This window comes from Amycolatopsis pretoriensis (genome assembly GCF_900107925.1).
In the GTDB taxonomy this organism is placed as follows: domain Bacteria; phylum Actinomycetota; class Actinomycetes; order Mycobacteriales; family Pseudonocardiaceae; genus Amycolatopsis; species Amycolatopsis pretoriensis.
In genome coordinates this window covers 1,092,801-1,109,348 of record NZ_FNUJ01000002.1, presented here as the reverse complement: position 1 = coordinate 1,109,348, position 16,548 = coordinate 1,092,801, and the positions used below count along the sequence as shown (strand labels likewise).

At 70.6% G+C, this 16,548-nt stretch carries 21 protein-coding genes; 9 read left to right on the top strand and 12 right to left on the bottom strand.

Annotated elements, in window-relative coordinates:
- Window positions 1-29 precede the first annotated feature (29 nt).
- The 3 genes from BLV96_RS11825 to msrA form a co-directional block, all read right to left on the bottom strand.
- Complete coding sequence (locus BLV96_RS11825) at window positions 30-545, bottom strand: OsmC family protein (protein WP_086682832.1); 516 nt, start codon at window positions 543-545, stop codon at window positions 30-32.
- 73 nt (window positions 546-618) lie between these two features.
- Entirely contained in the window at window positions 619-2,901 is a 2,283-nt protein-coding gene (locus tag BLV96_RS11820) for a M4 family metallopeptidase (protein WP_086682835.1), read from the bottom strand.
- Between the two features lie 317 nt (window positions 2,902-3,218).
- The gene (gene msrA, locus BLV96_RS11815) at window positions 3,219-3,734 is read right to left on the bottom strand and encodes a peptide-methionine (S)-S-oxide reductase MsrA (protein WP_086682838.1); all 516 of its coding nucleotides are present in this window, start codon (window positions 3,732-3,734) and stop codon (window positions 3,219-3,221) included.
- Window positions 3,735-4,036: 302 nt separating this feature from the next.
- Between msrA and BLV96_RS11805 the strand changes: the two genes are divergently transcribed.
- Window positions 4,037-4,708 carry a TetR/AcrR family transcriptional regulator gene (locus BLV96_RS11805; protein ID WP_086682844.1) on the top strand — a complete coding sequence of 224 codons (672 nt, stop codon included), beginning with the start codon at window positions 4,037-4,039 and terminating at the stop codon, window positions 4,706-4,708.
- A gap of 89 nt (window positions 4,709-4,797) precedes the next feature.
- Entirely contained in the window at window positions 4,798-5,223 is a 426-nt protein-coding gene (locus BLV96_RS11800) for an STAS domain-containing protein (protein ID WP_425266173.1), read from the top strand.
- Window positions 5,224-5,553: 330 nt separating this feature from the next.
- Here BLV96_RS11800 and BLV96_RS11795 read toward each other — a convergent pair whose 3' ends face one another.
- A complete protein-coding gene (locus BLV96_RS11795) occupies window positions 5,554-5,901 on the bottom strand; it encodes a type 2 periplasmic-binding domain-containing protein (protein ID WP_086682852.1) in 348 nt (115 codons plus the stop codon).
- Between the two features lie 90 nt (window positions 5,902-5,991).
- Between BLV96_RS11795 and BLV96_RS11790 the strand changes: the two genes are divergently transcribed.
- Complete coding sequence (locus BLV96_RS11790) at window positions 5,992-6,426, top strand: nuclear transport factor 2 family protein (protein WP_086682855.1); 435 nt, start codon at window positions 5,992-5,994, stop codon at window positions 6,424-6,426.
- A 1-nt stretch (window position 6,427) separates the two neighbouring features.
- Here BLV96_RS11790 and BLV96_RS11785 read toward each other — a convergent pair whose 3' ends face one another.
- Both BLV96_RS11785 and BLV96_RS11780 read right to left on the bottom strand, forming a co-directional pair.
- Window positions 6,428-6,733 (bottom strand): hypothetical protein, encoded by a 306-nt coding sequence (locus BLV96_RS11785; RefSeq protein ID WP_086682858.1) that lies wholly within the window; start codon window positions 6,731-6,733, stop codon window positions 6,428-6,430.
- Window positions 6,734-6,742: 9 nt separating this feature from the next.
- Window positions 6,743-6,970 (bottom strand): three-helix bundle dimerization domain-containing protein, encoded by a 228-nt coding sequence (locus tag BLV96_RS11780; RefSeq protein WP_086682861.1) that lies wholly within the window; start codon window positions 6,968-6,970, stop codon window positions 6,743-6,745.
- 150 nt (window positions 6,971-7,120) lie between these two features.
- Between BLV96_RS11780 and BLV96_RS11775 the strand changes: the two genes are divergently transcribed.
- Together BLV96_RS11775 and BLV96_RS11770 are read left to right on the top strand one after the other, a co-directional pair.
- Entirely contained in the window at window positions 7,121-8,041 is a 921-nt protein-coding gene (locus tag BLV96_RS11775) for a hypothetical protein (protein ID WP_086682864.1), read from the top strand.
- Between the two features lie 69 nt (window positions 8,042-8,110).
- The gene (locus tag BLV96_RS11770) at window positions 8,111-8,554 is read left to right on the top strand and encodes a L,D-transpeptidase (protein ID WP_086682867.1); all 444 of its coding nucleotides are present in this window, start codon (window positions 8,111-8,113) and stop codon (window positions 8,552-8,554) included.
- On the opposite strand, the gene BLV96_RS11765 is transcribed toward BLV96_RS11770, so the two are convergent.
- Both BLV96_RS11765 and BLV96_RS11760 read right to left on the bottom strand, forming a co-directional pair.
- The gene (locus tag BLV96_RS11765) at window positions 8,509-8,973 is read right to left on the bottom strand and encodes a hypothetical protein (protein ID WP_244180171.1); all 465 of its coding nucleotides are present in this window, start codon (window positions 8,971-8,973) and stop codon (window positions 8,509-8,511) included. The genes BLV96_RS11770 and BLV96_RS11765 overlap by 46 nt on opposite strands.
- Window positions 8,970-9,410, bottom strand: coding sequence for a hypothetical protein (locus BLV96_RS11760; RefSeq protein WP_086682870.1), 441 nt, complete (start codon window positions 9,408-9,410; stop codon window positions 8,970-8,972). The genes BLV96_RS11765 and BLV96_RS11760 overlap by 4 nt, the downstream gene beginning before the upstream one ends.
- A 103-nt stretch (window positions 9,411-9,513) precedes the next feature.
- Here BLV96_RS11760 and BLV96_RS11755 point away from each other — a divergent pair, with 103 nt between their 5' ends.
- A complete protein-coding gene (locus BLV96_RS11755) occupies window positions 9,514-10,875 on the top strand; it encodes an NAD-dependent succinate-semialdehyde dehydrogenase (RefSeq protein WP_086682873.1) in 1,362 nt (453 codons plus the stop codon).
- A gap of 122 nt (window positions 10,876-10,997) precedes the next feature.
- Here BLV96_RS11755 and BLV96_RS11750 read toward each other — a convergent pair whose 3' ends face one another.
- Together BLV96_RS11750 and BLV96_RS11745 are read right to left on the bottom strand one after the other, a co-directional pair.
- Entirely contained in the window at window positions 10,998-11,231 is a 234-nt protein-coding gene (locus tag BLV96_RS11750) for a hypothetical protein (protein ID WP_086682875.1), read from the bottom strand.
- Window positions 11,232-11,260: 29 nt separating this feature from the next.
- On the bottom strand, window positions 11,261-12,547 hold the full coding sequence (locus BLV96_RS11745) for an ABC transporter substrate-binding protein (RefSeq protein WP_086682878.1): 1,287 nt from the start codon (window positions 12,545-12,547) through the stop codon (window positions 11,261-11,263).
- 128 nt (window positions 12,548-12,675) lie between these two features.
- Here BLV96_RS11745 and BLV96_RS11740 point away from each other — a divergent pair, with 128 nt between their 5' ends.
- Window positions 12,676-13,698 (top strand): LacI family DNA-binding transcriptional regulator, encoded by a 1,023-nt coding sequence (locus tag BLV96_RS11740; RefSeq protein WP_086682881.1) that lies wholly within the window; start codon window positions 12,676-12,678, stop codon window positions 13,696-13,698.
- A gap of 102 nt (window positions 13,699-13,800) precedes the next feature.
- Window positions 13,801-14,169 carry a DUF742 domain-containing protein gene (locus BLV96_RS11735; RefSeq protein ID WP_091389064.1) on the top strand — a complete coding sequence of 123 codons (369 nt, stop codon included), beginning with the start codon at window positions 13,801-13,803 and terminating at the stop codon, window positions 14,167-14,169.
- Here the strand turns inward: BLV96_RS11735 and BLV96_RS11730 are convergent.
- Window positions 14,156-14,986, bottom strand: a complete 831-nt coding sequence (locus BLV96_RS11730; RefSeq protein WP_086682883.1) for an alpha/beta fold hydrolase — start codon at window positions 14,984-14,986, stop codon at window positions 14,156-14,158. The genes BLV96_RS11735 and BLV96_RS11730 overlap by 14 nt on opposite strands.
- A gap of 21 nt (window positions 14,987-15,007) precedes the next feature.
- A complete protein-coding gene (locus BLV96_RS11725; RefSeq protein WP_086682886.1) occupies window positions 15,008-15,619 on the bottom strand; it encodes a TetR/AcrR family transcriptional regulator in 612 nt (203 codons plus the stop codon).
- A gap of 32 nt (window positions 15,620-15,651) precedes the next feature.
- On the opposite strand from BLV96_RS11725, the gene BLV96_RS11720 reads away from it, so the two are divergent.
- On the top strand, window positions 15,652-16,515 hold the full coding sequence (locus BLV96_RS11720) for an SDR family NAD(P)-dependent oxidoreductase (RefSeq protein WP_086682888.1): 864 nt from the start codon (window positions 15,652-15,654) through the stop codon (window positions 16,513-16,515).
- Window positions 16,516-16,548 lie beyond the last annotated feature (33 nt).

The window sequence follows — 16,548 nt, the reverse complement described above, 5'->3', positions numbered from 1 at the left end:
GCCAAGTGCGTCCGGTTTGTCCTCCGGGTTTATCCCTGAGCCGCCGACAGGCTGACGGCGAACTCCGGCGGCGTCCGCAGCGTCTGGAAAACGACGCAGTACCGCTCGGTCAGCTTCTTCAGCGTGGCGAGCTGCTCCTCGGAGGCGTCGGTGTCCAACGCGAACGACAGCCGGATCGCGCGGAAGCCCACCGGGGTGTCCTTGGCGACGGCGAGGGTGCCGCGGAAGTCGAGGTCGCCTTCGGCCCGCACGCGCCCGCCGCGCACCTCGAGCCCCAACGACGTCGCGACCGCCCGCAGCGTCACCCCGGCACACGCGGCGAGCGCTTCCAGCAGCATGTCGCCCGAACAGGCGAGGCTGCCGTCGCCACCCGTGGCCGGGTGTAGCCCGGCTTCGACGACCGCGCGGGCGGTCTCGACCTTGCAGGAGATGCCGAGGCCGTCCAGTTCGGCGTCGGCGTGCAGCGTGACGAGCGCGCTCTCGGGCTGCTCGCGGTACTTGTCCTTCAGCGGGGCCTGGGTCGCGCGCAGCTCTTCGGTGTCCATGCGCCGATTCTGCCCCCGGGACACGAAAACGGGGAGGCCGGAATCCCGGCCTCCCCGCTTCAGTGGTTCAGCTTCAGCTCAGGGTGACAGCCACGTCGTCGATGACGAACGAGGTCTGCAGCGAGCTGTCCTCGGTGCCGGTGAACTTCAGCGCCAGGGTGCCGCCGGCGGCCGACGAGACGTCGACCGTCTTGAGCGCGTACCCGGAAGCCTTGTTCAGGTTGGAGTAGCTGCCCAGCGTCGCGCTGCCGTTGGTGACGGTCAGCTTGTCGTAGGCGGTGGTGGTGGTCGTCTCCGCGGAGTCGATGTGCAGGTAGAACGTCAGGCTGGCGTGGCAGCCGGCCGGGATGCTCACCGACTGCGCGAGCGTGTCGGTGTGCGTCGTGCCGTACCCGTCGAGCCACGCGTTGTAGGTGCCGCCGTGCGCGGGCTCGCTGGAGCCGTTCTGCCCGATCACGCCGCTGGTCTGCGTCCAGCTCGCCGCGCCCGACTCGAAGCCGCCGTTGACGATCTTCTGGCCGGAGCAGCCGCCGGTGGTGCCGACGGTCCAGGAGAACGACGCCGTGCCGGTCTTGTTGGCCGCGTCCTTGGCCGTCACCGTGACGTTCGAGGTGCCCGCGGTGGTCGCGGTGCCCGAGATCGTGCCGGTGGAGGCGTTGATGGACAGGCCGGCCGGGAGGCCGGTGGCCGACCAGGTGTACGGCGCGGTGCCGCCCGAAGCCGACAGCGGCAGGTTGACCGAAGCGCCGGTCACGGTGGACTGGTTGCCCGGGTTCGAAACCGTGACGGTGCCGGTCGCCGAGCAGGTCGGGTCGGCCGACTGCGCCGGGACGGAGATCGCGTCCCACGCCGCCTTGACGGTGTTGAACTCGGTGCAGCTGCCCGGGAACAGGTTCTTCGCCGCGGTCAGCGTCCAGGTGCGGTACTTCAGGTACGAGCTGCTGGAGGTCTTGAGCAGCATCGCGTTGTAGAAGATCTTCACCGCGTTCTGGACACCGATGCCGGTGACCGACGAGCTGTTGCACGTGGTGCTGGTCGGCTGGCCGTTGGTCGGGTTGGTGCCTTCGGCCAGCAGGTAGAACCAGTGGTTGCCGGGGCCGGCGGCCGCGTGCACCTCACCGTTGGGGACGGAGCTGTCGTAGCAGTTCTTGTCGCCCAGCGCCGACGGGTTGTACATGTTGCGGATCGGGCCGGAGCCGACGAGGTTCACCGACTCGCCGACGAGGAAGTCCGGCACGTCGCCGCCCGCGGGCTCGTTCGCGAACCACTCGGTGGAGGCGCCGAAGACGTCCGCGACGAACTCCTGCGTGCCCGCGCCCGAGATGCCGCCCGGGGTGTGGTCGTCGATGCCGTGGCCGTGCTCGTGCGCGACGACGTCGATCGAGCCGATCCACTGGTTCTGCGTGTTGTGGCCGATCTGGACCTGGGTGCCGTCGTAGTAGGCGTTCTCGTCGTTCAGGCCGACGCGGATCGGCCAGCCACCGCCGTTGCCGTCGAAGCCGTTGCGGCCCAGCCACTGCGAGAGCATCTTGTTCTCGGTCTGGGCGGCGAACAGCGCGTCGACGCAGCCGGTTTCGCGGCTGGTGGCGTTGCCGTTGCCCCAGGCGTCGTCCGGGCCGCTGAAGGTGGTGTTGTTGGCCGCGTCCTGGCAGGACGTGTTGGTGATGGCCGGGTCCTTCATCGTGTACGTGCTGCCCGAGTGGGTGGTGTCGAGGTGCACCGGGTTCGGGCGGTTGTAGGCGCTGGTGCCGTCACCGTTCATGACGTGCTCTTGGGTCTTGAGCACCTTGCCGGTGGCGGCGTCGACGATGACGTCGAGCCGGCTCGGGCCCTCGGCGTCACGGCCGACGACCGTGCTCTTCCAGGCCAGCGTCGGCGCGCCGAGCGCGTAGACGACCTGCTGCGCGGGGCTCACGCTGTCCACGGCGGACAGCTGCTGCCGCGCGGTCGCCTCGGCGGCGGCCTTCGTCACCTTGGCGCCGGTGGTGGCGAGGTTGATGGTCTGGTCCTGCGCGACGGAGGTGCCGAGCACCTGGCCCGTCGAGTTCGTCGCGACGACGAAGTCGCCGCCGACCACCGGCAGGCCCTTGTAGCTGCGCTCGTACGGGATGTACTGCAGCCCGTTGGTGGCGGAAATCGCTTTCTGGGCCAGGAAGACGTCGTCCGCGCTGGCGTGCAGCGCGGCCGGCCGGCTCGCCACCAGACCGGCGGCCGCGGTCGCGGCCTGGGCCACGGCGCTCGGCGCCGCCGCGGGGGTGGCGTTCGGGGTGGGTTGTGCCTGTGCGGTGCCGGTGATGCACAGCGCGCCGACGAGCACGCCGGTTGCTGCCAAGACGACAGGACGTCTCAGATCCATCGAGGTATTCCCTCCGGGCAGGGTGAAGCAGGCCCGGGGTCGAGGCCGGGCCGGCTCAAGGGGACGAGAGGTGGTGCTGTGGAACGGAAATCAGAATCCGGTGCCGGAGCCTCGTGAACAAGCGACTAACGTACGGTCTTATCTACCGAACGCAATACTTCCCAAAAAGGACATTTCCCACCATTGGGATTCCCGGGTTGCCAGTCCACTTAGGACTGAACGGGGATCACCGCCGTTCGGGTGATCTTTCCCGCGTCCGAAACGGCGAAGGCCCCTTCACCGGGAATCGGTGAAGGGGCCTTCTTGGTACGACTGTGTCAGGCGGTCGTCTCGCGCTTCGGGAGCTTCCAGCCCGGGCGCACGAAGTGGCAGGTGTACCCGTTCGGAATGCGCTGCAGGTAGTCCTGGTGCTCTGGCTCGGCCTCCCAGAAGTCGCCGACGGGGCTGACTTCGGTGACGACCTTGCCCGGCCACAACCCGGACGCCTCGACATCGGCGATCGTGTCTTCGGCGACGCGCTTCTGCTCGTCGTTTTCGAAGAAGATCGCCGACCGGTAGCTCAGGCCGATGTCGTTGCCCTGGCGGTTCTTCGTCGTCGGGTCGTGCACCTGGAAGAAGAACTCGAGCAGGTCGCGGAACGTCGTCTGGGTGGGGTCGTAGACCACCTCGATGGCCTCGGCGTGCGTGCCGTGGTTGCGGTAGGTGGCGTTCGGGACGTCGCCGCCGCTGTAACCGACCCGGGTCGAGATCACCCCGGGCTGACGGCGGAACAGCTCCTGCATGCCCCAGAAGCAGCCGCCGGCCAGGACGGCCCTTTCGGTTGACGTGGTCACGGCGTCACTCCTTCTCCTCGTGTGGTGCTGCCACCTGTACAACTTCGGTGGCCGATCGATGATTCCACGAGGTGGTTACGAAAGCCTGACGTCACCCGGCCTGGAGCTTCGCGAGGGTGAGCACGTCCCCGCCGATGCCCCAGCCGCCGTCGGCGACCTCTTCGACCAGCACCATCGTGTTCGCGTGGGCGCGTCCTTCGGTATCAGTGTTCTCGGCTTGGCGTAATCGACGCTAACACAACTTCCGAATCGTCGCTACCCCAAACTTGATATCGATGGTATCCGCTGGTAGCGTCGGTGTCGTGGACGTGCGGACGCGGATCCTGGAGGCGGCGGCCGAGCTGCTGGCGCACTCGGGCGAGTTCTCCACGCGGGCGGTCTGCGAGGCCGCGGGGGTCGGCGCGCCGGCGCTGTACCGGCAGTTCGGCGACAAAGACGGTCTGCTCGCCGCCGTCGTCGACCACGCCTTCGAGGCGTACCTCGCCGGCAAACGGGCCGCGAAGGCGTCCGACGACCCGGTGCGCGACCTGCGCGACGGCTGGGACAACCACGTCGCCTTCGCGCTGGCGCACCCCAACCACTACCGCGTGCTCTACGCCGGCCTGTCGACCCCGCCGGGGGCGGCGGCCGAGGCGCACGGGCTGTTGCTCGCCATCCTCGAGCGCTGCGCGGCGGCCGGGCGGCTGAAGGTGCCGCCGCCGCTCGCCGCGCAGATGGTGATGGCGGCCAACGCCGGCGTCGCGCTGTCGATGATCACCCGGCCGGAGCTGTACCCGGATCCGGAGTTTTCCGTGCGGGTGCGGGAAAGCGTGCTCTCCGGGATCCTCGCGGAGACCTCGCCGGAGCCCGGCGGCGTCGCGGTGACGGCGACGACGCTCGCGGCCCGGCTGACCGGCGACACGCCGCTGTCCGCGGCCGAGCTGACGATGCTGCGGGAGTGGCTGGGGCGGTTGAGCGTCCACAATGGACGCTGAGCCGGACGGCCGCGCCCGGCTGGGCCGTTTGCTTGCGGCGCCGGGTTTCTTCGCGTTCTGCCCGGCCGCGGCCCGGCGGCGGTGGGACCATGAGCCGGGGCCGCCCCGAACCGGCCCCGGGGAGGCGCGCGATGCGTGAGCACGAGGGAGCCGTCTCGGAACGGACCAGCGGCGTGCTGGTCATCGAAATCCGCGGCGAACTGGACATCGACACCGTGCTTCGGTGGACGACGCTGATCGAAGCGGCGCTTTGCGAACTGCCGGCGCCGCACCTGCTCGTGCTGGACCTGGCAACGCTCGAATTCCTGACGGCGCGCGGCGCGCGGGGACTGCTCGACGCGATGGAGTCCTGCCGCGACCGCGGAATAGCCGGTTGCCTGATCGTGACACCGGGGAGCGTGGCCGACCGCGTGGTCCGGTTGACGGGCCTCGGCGACCGGGCCCGCGTGTTCCCGAACCGCCTGGCGGCGATCGCCGCCAGCCAGCCGGTGGCGATGCGCTGGCTGCCTGGCTGAGGGCCGTTGGACGCGGCCGGCCTGGAGCGGCGGGTTGGCCGGCGGTGTGGTGCCGGTCCGGTTGGCCGGCGGTCTCCGGCTGGAGGTCGACCGGGCGCGGTTGATTGCGGGATTGCTCGGTTGCCGGCTTGGCGCCGGCCGCTGTCGCGGTCTGCTGAGCCCGCCCGGCTGCTATCGCCGCAGTTCCCCACCGGCCCGCCGTTGCCGCCTGGCCGCTGTCGTCGCCGCTGCTCGCCGGGTCGCCGTCCCGCCCGGCCCGGCGTTCCCGCCTGGCCGCTATCGTCGCCGCTGCTCGCCGGGGCGCCGTTCCCGACCGGCGCGAGCCGCCCGTCAAGCCGGTTCGCGCACCAACTCGGCCGCCGCCTCGGTGAACGCCCGCCCCCGCGCCGTCGCCGAACCCTCCCGCCACACCAGACCCCACTCCAGCCGCAGCGCGTCGGCCAGCGGGACGTACGCCACGTCCGGCCGCGGGTAGTACCGCCGGATGTGCGCGCCGACCGGCGGTACCCCTTCGCCCGCGCCCGCCAACGTCAACAGCTCCTGCAGCCCTGCCCGCGGTCGCGTCGCCGCGCCGGGAGCGTGCTCGTCCAGCCACGGGTCCGGCAGCCGCTCCGCCGTGCGGCCGAAGTGCAGCTCGTCGGCCAGCGTCAGGAACGACTCGACCTCACGCGTCTCCACCAGCGAGCCCCCGGTATCGTCAACTCCTGCTTAACGATCGTGGCACAGAAGTGCGTTGATCGGCTGCGCGGGCGCCGTGAAGCTGGCGGCATGGACATCGACGACCGCACCGAAATCATCGACGCGCTGTACCGCTTCGGCCTCGGCCAAGACCTCAAGGACCGCGAGCTGTTCGCGTCGTCCTTCGCCGCCGACGCCGAGCTGCACTTCCGGCCGGCCGCTGCCCGCTGGGGCGCGGAGCCGCCGCTGATGACGGGCCGCGACACGATCCTCGCGTTGTTCGCGGGCCGGGTCGACACGACGCACCAGGTCACCAACCCGCGCGTCACCCTCGACGGCGACACCGCGCGGCTGACGGCCCTGGTCGAAGCCCAGCACCTGCTCAGCGCCGACCACGGCACGCACGCGCTGCTGAGGAACCGCTACGACGTGCGGCTCGTCCGCGCCGGCGACCGCTGGGTCATGCGCCGCGTGGTGATCGAAAACGCCTGGTACACCGGCGATCCGAGCGCGATCTTCGGGTGAGCTACTCCCCGCGCATCGAGCGGCGGATCTCGGCCAGCCGGTCTTTCGCCGCCTGGTCGCGGTCGGCGATCTTCTTGTCGAGGGCCTCGGCGGTGTTCTCGGTGCCCAGCCCGGCCACTTCCGCCGAGCCGACCGAAGTGGTGTACCGGTTTTCGATCTTGTCCCGGACGAAGTCGAAGCTCGGGACACCGCCCGCGCTGTAGTCCGGGTCGGGCAGCGGCGGCGAGGGGATCGCGAGCGCCGCGGTCGGTGTCTCGTCGACGAGCTCACCGTCCACGACGTCCGCGTCGTCTTGGGGTTTGTCCATCTCCCGACTCTAGCGCCGGTGCTTGCCCGCCGGCTCCCGCAGGAACTCGCGGACGGCCCGTTCGACGAGGATGGGGACGAACGCGTGGATGCGCGCCGCGTCGAACCGGTGGCGCTCCCGTTCGACGAGCGTGTGGACCTCCACCCCTTCGTAGTCCTGCCGCAGCCGGTCTTCGACGATGTCCAGCTGCAGGTCGAGCTGTTCGGACGCGATCGTGTCGAGCGTCTGGGTAGTCATGCCGGGTTAAGTACCGCGCGAGAAGAACCACGAATGAACGGAAGATGAACGACAGGTGAGACTCGGCCAGTGGGTAATTCGGCCGTGGGGCGGCCCGGCCCGGGTGGGCAATGCTCTTCGCGCACAGCCGGTGTCCGGAGGGAGCAGACCATGAGTGCCGGGGCCTACCGCGCCGAAACCACGGAAATGGGGACGGTCGCCAAGGCGGTCGAGGAAGTGGGGTCGTCCTTCCTGTCGACCACGCGCGACCTGGAAGGCCTGGTGCTGGACGCGTTGTCGTTCGCCGGCATCGGCAGCGGGGTGGCCGCCGCGAACTCGGCGTTGCACTCGACGCTGGGCAGCGCGCTGCAGAAGTTCCTGAGCCTGATCACGAACGTGAACCAGAACGTCCAGACGGCCGCGAACGGCTACAACGCGGCCGACTCCGACGTCGCCCAGGCCTACGGCGGCGGCCAGGCGCAGGGCGGGCAGGGCGGCGGGGGAGCGGCGGCCGCGGCGGCGCCGCAGCAGCTCGACCCGCGCGTCGTCGACTCGATCATGCGCTCCGAAGGCGCGACGGGCGAGCAGGGCGGCGTGCCCGAGGCGTACGGCTTCCGGCAGAACATGCACAACGGCTACGACCGGATCATCGCCGCGCGCGAGCAGTACGGCATCGGCAGTGCGGAGGAACGCGCCGTCGTGTCGGACCTGATGACGGCGAACGCGCGCACCGCGGGCGCGCTGAACTTCACCGACCCGGGCACGCAGGCCGCGATCATGTCGGGCGCGCACATGCGCGGCGCGGGCGGTGTCCGCTCGATCCTCAACCACATGGCGGGCGACGACATCGTCCGCAGCTCGCGCACGATCAGCGACGCGGCGGTCCAGCACGCGCAGGGCCTCACGCCCGAGCAGTTCCAGCAGGAGTTCCACGACGCGCGCATCGAGTACGACCGCCAGGTCTACGGGGACACGACCACCCGCCAGGGCGGCCACACCGCTAACTGGTGGGACCGCTACGGCAACGGTCTGACCCAGCGCTACGACCGTGAGCAGAACGAGTTCCTGCAGTTGTCGCAACCGGCTCGGTGATCGCCGGTTCGAAGATCGGAAAACTGGGCACCCTACATCGCGTAGCCGAACGACAACGGGAGGCACGCGATGAACCGGAGGATGATCGCACTACTGGGCGGGGTCGCCGCGATGGCGGGGACCGTGGCGTTCGCGGGAACGGCCGAAGCAACGGTGTCGTCGACGCCGTGCAGCGCCGAAGCGAAGGCCTGCGTCCAGCGCAGTTCGAATACGGCGTGGTTGACGGACGGCGCCGGGAACGTCACCTACGGCGGCGTTCCGATCACCGTCGGGCTGGCGAAGTACCCGACGCCGGTGGGGAAGTTCCACGTGCAGTACAAGGACATCGACCACTACAGCAAGCAGTACAACGGGCCGATGCCGTACTCGGTGTTCTTCACGAACACGGGCGTGGCGTTCCACCAGGGGAGTCTCAAGGTGAAGTCCCACGGGTGCGTGCACCTTTCGCACGCGGCCGCGGTGATGTTCTACAACTCGCTGCACCCGGGTGACGTCGTCGAGGTCGTGCGCTGATCCGTCCCGTGTGGACGGTCGAGCAGCGCGCCGGCGACGGCGCCGAACACGAGGTGGTCCAGGACCTGCGGGGCGCGGGGAAGCGCCCGCACGGCCGGGTAGGCCCGGCCGGCTACGCAAAGGTCCAGCGCCGCGATCGCGAGCCCGGCTCCGGCGCCTCGGAGCGGTCCGAGGCGCCTGCGCCGGGCGATCGCGGCGAGGACCGCCGTCCAGAAGGTGGAAACCAGGACGTGCGCGACCAGTCCGGCGAGGATGCCGGGCCGGTCGCGCCGGCCTGGGAGGAGGGTGCCTGCCGCTCGGGTGGCGGCCAGGACTTCTTGGCCGGACAGCAGGGCGTGGGTGGTGGAGGGGATGCCGCTGACGACGGCGGCGACGGCTCCCGCGCGGACGGCTCGGTGGACCACGTCGTTGCGGGTCACCCCGTCGCCAGGTACGCGGCCACCCGGATCCGCAACCCCCGGACGTGCGGCAACGCGATCGTGAACTCCGTCGCGGGCCGGTAGCCCGGCCACCGGTCGCCGTGTGTGCATGGGCCGCCGAAGTACACGAAGCCGTCTTCGTCGTCGTAGCGGCCGAAGGTCCAGCGCGCCGCGTCGCCCGCTCGGCGGTCCGCGCACGCCGCCCGGGCGATCCAGTACTTCTCGTGCTTCATGACGCGGCGCAGCTGCGCGGCGAACCCCGGCAGGTCGTCCTCCGGCAGGCCGAGACCCCGGGCGCTCCAGACGCGCGGGGTGCGGTCGGCGGAGCGGGCGGGGCAGCCGAACGTGACCTCACTGCCCGTGTAACTGCGGGTCCAGCGCGGTTTTTCCGTTGCCAGCGCGGCGAATTCGGGTCCGCCGGTGATCTCCAGCGTCATGGGGGAACGATAGTCGATCACGCGCCGACGGGTACCGCCGCGCGGGTGTCGATCTCTGATCTCATGGTGTATACAGTATGCAGTAGGCTATCAGGAGGCCGCCATGTACTCAGTCACCAACCCCGCCACCGGTGAACTCGTGGAGGAGATCCCGAACGCGACCGACGAGGAGGTCCGCGCGGCGATCGACCGCGTCCACGCCGGGTTCGCGACCTGGCGCGCGCGGCCGGTGGCCGAGCGTGCGGCGATCGTGCTGCGCGCGGCGGAGCTGTTCGCCGAACGCGCCGGCGAGCTGGCCGCGATCATGACCCTCGAGATGGGGAAGCGGATCAACGAAGGCCGCGGCGAGGTCGGCGTCGTCGTCGACATCTTCCGGTACTACGGCGAGCGCGGGCCCGACCTGCTGGCCGACGAGCCGCTGGCCCTGCGTGGCGGCGAGGCCGTGCTGACGAAGGAGCCGATCGGGGCGCTGCTGGGCGTCATGCCGTGGAACTTCCCGTGCTACCAGGTCGCCCGGTTCGTCGCGCCGAACCTGGTGCTGGGCAACACGATCCTGCTCAAGCACGCGTCGATCTGCCCCCGTTCGGCTGCGGCGATCGAGAGCGTGCTCCGCGACGCGGGAGTGCCGTCGGACGCGTACGTGAACGTGTTCGCCTCGAGCCGGCAGGTGCCGTGGATGCTCGCGGACCCGCGCCTGGTCGGGGTGTCGCTCACGGGCAGCGAGCAGGCCGGCATCTCGGTGGCGGCGGAGGCCGGGCGCAACCTCAAGAAGTGCGTCCTGGAGCTCGGCGGCTCGGACCCGCTGATCGTCCTGGACACCGACGACCTGGACGAGACGGTCAAGGCGACGGCGACGGCCCGCATGCGCAACTGCGGCCAGTCGTGCAACGCGCCGAAGCGCATGATCGTGCTGGGCGAGCTGTACGACGAGTTCGTCGACCGGCTGGCCAAGAGGGTGACGGAGTACTACGTACCAGGCGACCCGGCCGACCCGGCGACAACGTTGCCCCCACTGGCCTCGATCGCGGCGGCGGACGAGGTGGCGGCCCAGGTGGAAACGGCGATCCGCGAGGGGGCGACGCTGCGCGCGGGTGGGCGTCGGGTGCCCGGCGGTGGGGCGTTTTTGGAGGCGACGGTGCTCACGGACGTGACTCCGGGGATGGCGGCGTACCACGAGGAGATCTTCGGGCCGGTGGTGCTGGTGTTCCGGGCCGAGAGCGAGGACGAGGCGGTCGCGTTGGCGAACGACACGCCGTTCGGGCTGGGTGCGAGTGTGTTCGGGACGGATCGGGTGCGGGCCACGCGGGTGGCTCGGCGGATCGAGGCGGGGATGGTTTATCTGAACAAGTCGGGTGGGTCGGAGGCGGATTTGCCCTTCGGGGGGATCAAGCGGTCGGGGATCGGGCGGGAACTCGGGGCGTTGGGAATTGAAGAGTTCATGAACAAGAAACCGATCCGCCTCTGACCCGGCCCGAACCCCTGCTTCTTGACCGACTGCATGCAGAACGTCGTCACCGGGAAAAAGCCGGGGTACGGCGCGTACTGCGGGGCCGGCGGCTGGCACTGAACATGACCGGCAGCCGGAGGTCAGCCGTCGACGCGGTTGTCCCGGCCTGAGCGGGCCATCTCGCGGTCGATCTCCGCCTGCTCGCGCTTCGTGCGGTCCGACGTCGCCGTCAACCGGTCCTTCGCCCGGTTCACCTCGGCCCCCGCCCGGTCGAGCGACTGGCGGTCGAGGTCGGCCAAGTTCGCCTCGGATCCCGATGTCGCGCTCGTCGGCGGTGCGTTCGCGATCGCGTGCAGCTGGCTCGGCCGTACCACCCACGATACTGCCGATGAGCGGCCCCCGATCAGGGGATGATGCCCCGCGAGTTCAGCGCGTCGGTCAGCCGGTCGCGCAACTCCTGGGCCGTCGCCTGGACGTCGATTTCCGCCGGCGGGGACAGCACCTTCGAAATCACCGTCGACAGGTTCTGGTACGCCGGGGTCAGCGGGCGGACCGCCGCGTCCGTCAGGGCCGCCTGGATGTCGCCCTTCATCGGGTACTGGTCCGCCATCGTCGGGTTCTCCTTCGGGTCCGCCGGTCGAGAAGCGTCCAAGGGCGCGTTGTCGCGGTAGATCGACGCGATGCTCGGCGGGATTCCGTCCACCAGCGCCTGGTACTTCTGCGAAGTCGCGTTTCGCAGGCACAGCGCCGCTTCGAACGCTTCCGGCTTGTGCTGCGAATACGTCGACACGGCCAGGTTGAACCCGCCGATCGTCACCCGGCTCGGCTGGCCGGCGGTCACCGACGGGTACCGCGTCCACTTGAAGTGCGCCAGGTCCTGCGGCTTCTCCTTCGCGTAGGAGGCGTAGACGAACGGCCAGTTCAGCTCGGTCGCCGCCTGGCCGCGCTGGAACGCCTGGCGGATGTCGTCCTCTTTCTGGTTCGTCAGCGACGGGTCCGTGATCCCCGCCGTGGTGAGCTTCTTCAGCAGCTCCAGAGCGCGCACCGCGCCGTCGTCCATCACCACGGACTTGCCGTCGTCGGACAGGATGTGCCCGCCCGCCGACGCGACCAGCGTGTTGTAGAAGACGACCAGGCCTTCGTACTGCGCACCGGTGAACACGACCTGGTACGGCTTCCCGGCCGCCTTCAGCTGCTGCGCCTGCGTCATCAGCTCGTCGAACGACTTCGGCGGCGACGGCGTGATCCGGTCGTCGTACCAGAGCAGCTGGACGTTCGTGTTCTTCGTGGCGCCGTAGAGCTTTCCGTTCCACTTCGCGGTGGCCAGCGGCCCGGGCAGCACGTCGTTCGTGGCCGCCGCCGCGTTCGCGCCCGTCCACTCCTCGGCCCAGCCCGCTTCGGCGAACTCCGGCACCCACGTGACGTCGAGGCCGAGCACGTCCAGCGAGGTGTCGCCCGCGGCGAGCCGGCGGACCATCTGCTCGCGCTGGCCGTCCGCGCCGCGCGGGAGCTTGTTGTAGACGATCTTGTACTTGCCCGCGGCCTCCTGCGTGCACCGGTCGACGACCGTCTGCAGGTGGTCCTCCGGCGAGATGTACAGGTTGATCGTCAGCCCGCTCGCCGACGAGCAGGCGGCGAGCGCGGTGGCGGCCAGCAGGGTCGCACCGGTGAGCGGGAGGAGCTGGCGCATGTCGGCCTCCTTGCCGGACAGGCGACGCCATTGCAAGCGCTTGCATCGATGATTAGCCTTGATCAAGCCAGGTGTCAATGGTAGTGACGCGGATGGTTGCAAGCGCTTGCAACGGACGGGGCCAGGAGATGCCGGACAAGCTCGACGACGTCGCCCGGCTCGCGGGCGTCTCGGCCGCCACCGTGTCGCGGGCCCTGCGCGGGGTGCCCGGCGTCGCCGAGCGCACGCGGACCCGGGTGCTCGCGGCCGCCGCCGAGCTCGGGTACGCCATCTCGCCCGCCGCGTCGAGCCTGGCCACCGGGCGGACCGGCACGGTGGGCGTGATCGTCCCCTACGTCGACCGCTGGTACTTCGCGCGCCTGATCTCCGGGGTCGAGCGGGTGCTGCGCGACGCCGGGCTGAGCCTGCTGCTCTACAACCTCGGCGACGACCCGGGCCGCGCGCGCTTCTTCGCCGACCTGCCGCTGCGCCGCCGGGTCGACGCGGTGCTCGTGCTTTCCCTGCCGTTGAAGGAATCCGAACGCGAACTGCTGCGAGGACTCGGCACCCCGCTCGTCACGATCGGCACCGAGGAGCCCGGCGCGGACTCGGTCGGGATCGACGACCACGGGGCCGCGGTGACCGCGATGCGCCACCTCGTCCAGCTGGGCCACCGCGAGATCGCGTTCATCGGCGAGAACGCCCCGATCCCGCTCGGGTTCACGACGCCGTTGCGGCGGCTGGCGGCCTACCGCGAGGTCTACCACGGCGCCTGCCGGGAGGACGGCCGCGCGCCGGACCCGGCGTTCGAGACCGGGGGCGGGTTCACCGTCGCGGGCGGGGAACGGGCGATGGGCGCGCTCCTCGGCCTGCGCCGCCGTCCGACGGCGGTGTTCGCCGCCTCGGACGAGATGGCGTTCGGGGCGCTGCGGACGCTGCGCCGGGCCGGGCTGCGGGTGCCGGCGGACGTCTCGGTGCTCGGGTTCGACGACCACGACCTCGCCGACCTGCTCGAGCTGAGCACGGTCGCCCAGCCCGTCGCCGAGCTCGGGGAGCGGGCCGGGAAGCTGATCCTGGCGCGATTGTCCGGCGGAAAAATCGCGACATCGCCGTCGATTCTCGGGACACGACTAGTCCTTCGCGGCAGTACTGCACCACTGGCAGGGCGTTGACCTGCGGTTTTTCCGGCGTTGCTCTGTTCGGTCGATTGCGGCCTACTCGATCATTAGGTCAAATAATCGCCGACAAGGATTAATCGCTGTGAGGAGCTGGCTGTGCACTGGGGGTCCGTGCTCGAAGAAGGCGGGGCGGGGATGGTCCGCCCGTACTTCCGCACCCATGGCCGCACGCGTCCGACCCGGGACCTCCCGATCGAGACGCTCGTGTCGATCACCCAGCGGGGGCGGGCGGTCGTGCGGGGGAGCACGACGGAGGAGTCGGAGATCTGCGCGCTGCTGGGGACGTCCCAGTCGGTCGCCGAGGTTGCGGCGCGGCGGCGGATCCCGCTGGGGGTCGCGCGGGTGCTGCTGTCGGACCTGGCCGACCGCGGGCTGGTCGCGGTGCACACGGCCCGGCGCGGTTCGGGGAACCGGCCGAGCCTCGAACTGATGGAGCGCATCCTGCACGGCCTCAGCCGGCTGTGAACTCACCGACCAGCCGGGCGAACTCCGCCGGCTGGTCGAGTGGCAGCAGTGTGTAGCTGTCGTCGACGTACACGAGCTTTCCCTTCGGCAGCAACGCGGCCAGCCGTTCGCCGTGCTCGGGTGGCATCACGCGGTCCTCGCTCGCCCAGACCACCAGGGCCGGCCGGTCGAACGCCGGGAGCCGTTCGGCCACTTCCAGCAGAACCTCCGGGGTCGCGGCGAAAGCCCGCAGTAGGCGAACCGTGTCCCGCCGGATGGCTGCTTCGCGAAGCAAAGGCCGCAGCCAGCCCGCGGACACCGCGTCACCACGTTTGGTCAGCCAGCCGAACGCGATCGGGAGCCGGCGCACCGCGCGCAGCCGCATTTGCTGCATGAACAGCCCGAACAGCCCCGGCGACAGCTTCCCCGTCAGGAACAGCGTCTTGCCGGTGAGCCCGGGCGGGAAGTTGTCGAACGCGTCGCACGACGCCAGCACGACCCGGCTCACCCGTGCGCCACCGTCCACCATTGCCAGTTGGACCAGCGCGCCGCCGGTGTCGACGCCGACCAGCGTCACTTCGCGCAGGTCGAGGCGCTCGAGGAACTCCGTGAGCAGCGCGGCGATCCCGGACAGCGAAAGGTCGGTCTCGGGACGCATCGGCTGCCGGTGCGCGCCCAGGGGCAGCGTCGGGACGACGCACCGGTGGCCCGGCAGCGACGCGACCACGCTGTCCCACAACGTGCCGTCCATCAGCAGGCCGTGGACGAAAACCAGCACCGGGCCCGGCCCGCCCGTGTCGGTGTACTCGACGGTTCCCGCCCCCAGCTCGATCTCCATGCCGGAAGTGAACCACGCGGTTCACAAAGTGTCGAGTGCTTCCTCTCGTTCGACCGCGCGCAGCAGCGCTTCGAAGCCGGCCGCCGCGCCCGCGCCGTCCGAGCTGGTCAGCAGGTCGACGAGGAAGCCGCGCAAGGTCGCCAGAATCATCGACGCGACCTCGAACTTCCGCTGCTCCGGCCAGGCGGGCGGGCAGAACGACACCAGCGTCGGCAGGTACTGCTGGGACGCGCCGTGGCCGAGCGCCGCGTACCGGCCCGGGTCGTACATCGCCAGGCCCATCGCCTGGTCGAGCACGCGCCGCAGCTGCGACTCCTCGTCGCGCAGGCTCTCCCACGCGGCCCGGACGCGGTCGGTCAAGGTGGCGGGCGACGCGGCGATCGCCGTCAGCGCGTTGCCGATCCGCCGTTCCCGCAACGCGAAGACCACCTGCCGGAGCAGGTCTTCGACGCCGTCGAAGTGGTAGAGCAGCACCTTGTGCGTCGTCCCGGCCGACCGCGCCGCGCGCCGCAGCGAGAAGTCGACGAGCCCATTCTCGGCGACCTCGTCGGTGATCTTCGCCAGCAGCTCCCGGCGCCGGGCCTCGCCGCGGGCCGAGCCGGTCGACCGCCGGTAGCCGGTAGCGTTGTCCATGGCGGACAGCTTGGCACGGGGAGGGAACGCCGATGCGCGTGCTGGTGACCGGCGGCAACGCCGGGATCGGCTACTTCGTTGCCGAACAGCTCGCCTCGGCGGGTGCGGAAGTGGTCATCGGCAGCCGCGACCCGGCGAAGGCGGAAGCCGCGAAGACCGCCATCCGTGCGGGAGTTTCCGGGGCGAAGGTCGAACACGTCCGGCTCGACCTCGCCGACCTGGCCCAGGTCGCCGGCGTCGATCCGGGTCCGCTCGACGCCGTCGTCTGCAACGCCGGGGTCATGCTCGACCACCCGCCGCGCCGGGAGACCGAAGCCGGGCACGAGCTGATGTTCGGCACCAACCACCTCGGCCACTTCGCGCTGGTCGCCCGGCTGCTGCCGGACCTGGCGCAGGACGCGCGGATCGTCACCACCGGCAGCTTCGCGGCGAAGTCCGCGAAGCTCGACTTCGCCGACCTCCAGAGCGAACGCGACTACGTCCCGAAGCGCGCGTATGAGCGCTCGAAGTTGGCCCAGATGCTCTTCGCGCTCGAACTCGACCGGCGGCTGCGCGAAACCGGCTCGAAGCGGCTGAGCGTCCTCGCCCACCCCGGTGGCGCGCTCGACTCGCTGACGCCGTCGCGCCCGCCGGTGCACGTCCGCACCGCCGGCCAGTGGCTGCGCGGCCGGCCGGCCCGGGTCCTCCTGCAGGGCAAGGACGCCGGCGCGCGGCCCGCCGTCCGCGCGGTCCTCGGCCCGGACGTCACGGGTGGCCAGCTGTGGGGCCCGCGCGTGTTCGGCCTGCGCGGGCGGCCGCACCTCGAAGAGCGGTGGGCGAACCTGACCGACGACGCCGCTGCCGGACGGCTCTGGGCGGAAAGTGTCACGTTGACCGGTGCCGAGCCGTTGGGCTGAGTGCACAGTGCCAACGCGCTGACTGTGCACATC